Source organism: Gordonibacter pamelaeae 7-10-1-b (assembly GCF_000210055.1).
Lineage (GTDB): Bacteria > Actinomycetota > Coriobacteriia > Coriobacteriales > Eggerthellaceae > Gordonibacter > Gordonibacter pamelaeae.
The window spans coordinates 2,236,897-2,238,123 of the sequence record NC_021021.1 but is presented as its reverse complement, the minus strand read 5'-3'; the positions used below and the strand labels follow the sequence as shown (position 1 = coordinate 2,238,123).

Genomic DNA, 1,227 nt, shown 5'->3' with positions numbered 1-1,227 from the left:
GCGCGCCATGCGCCAGGCGCTTGCGGAGGGCGGCTTCGCGCCGGAGGACCTCGGGCATCTGAACGCGCACGGCACCGGCACGCCCGCCAACGACGCCACCGAGTCCAAGGCGCTCTTGGCGCTTTGCGGCGAGGAGGCGGGGCGCGCCGTTCCGGTGACGTCGGTGAAGGGCACGACGGGCCATACGCTCGGCGCCGCCGGCGCGATCGAGGCCATCGTCTGCGCGCTATCGGTCATGAACGACTGCGTGCCGCCCACGGCCGGCTTCGCCGAGGCCGACCCGGAGTGCCCGGTCAGCGTCGTGACGGAAGCCAAGACGGGCTACCCGCAGAAGGTGGCCCTGTCGAACAGCCTCGGCTTCGGCGGCCACAACGCTTCTCTGGCGCTATCGCCGTTCTGCGAGCGGCGATAGCTGCCGACGCTGCGGCCGTCTGCGGTGCCCGAGATCGCGGCGAGGCCGAGGGCTCGCGTACCCAAGTACGCCACGCCCTCGCCCTCCCCGCGATCTCGGGCACCGCAGGCGCCCTCGCTGACCGACTAGCGCCAACCTGTGAGTTCGTTATGCGCCTTTCAGGCGCATGGCGCGCAAAGCGCGCACCGTTGAAAGGAGCCATCATGGACATCGAGTATCCCTGCGGCAAGGACGTCGTCGAGGCGGTGCTGCCGCATCGCGACCCGTTTTGCTGGGTGAGCCGGGTAGTCGCGTGCGAGCCGGGCGTCGAGGTGACGGCCGAGCTCGACGTGGACCCTGCGCTGCCGCTGTTCAAGGGACACTTCCCGGGTCATCCGGTGCTGCCGGGCGTCGTCATCATGGAGGCGCTCGCGCAGGCGGCCTCGTTCTGCATCCTCGTGGAGCGCGGCGCCGAGGGTTCCATCGGGTTCCTCACCGGCATCGACGGCGCGAAGTTCCGCCGCCAGGTGGAGCCGGGCGAGACGCTTACCCTGAAGGGGCGCATCGTGAAGTCCTCGTCGCGCCTGTGCGTGGCCGAGGTGGAGGCGAGCGTCGACGGTGCGGTGTGCGCGACAGCCACCCAGAAGTACGTGCTGGCGAAGGCGGAAGCGCAGGCATGAGGCGCAGGTGTCCCGAGGCAAGAGGCAAGGAGCATCCGATGAGGCAACGCAAGCAGAACTACATCACGCTCTCCTGCGACGGCGAGGTCGTCCCGCAGCGCGGTGCGGCAGCCCCCGCGCCGGAGTCGGCCGACGTCGCCTACCGCCTGTCGCGCA

At 70.4% G+C, this 1,227-nt stretch carries 1 protein-coding gene and 1 pseudogene; both read left to right on the top strand.

Annotation, left to right across the window (positions count from 1 at the left end):
• A pseudogene (locus GPA_RS10385) lies at positions 1-412 on the top strand (beta-ketoacyl-[acyl-carrier-protein] synthase II); the annotation flags it as partial.
• A gap of 203 nt (positions 413-615) precedes the next feature.
• Complete coding sequence (gene fabZ, locus GPA_RS10380) at positions 616-1,071, top strand: 3-hydroxyacyl-ACP dehydratase FabZ (RefSeq protein WP_015539842.1); 456 nt, start codon at positions 616-618, stop codon at positions 1,069-1,071.
• Positions 1,072-1,227 lie beyond the last annotated feature (156 nt).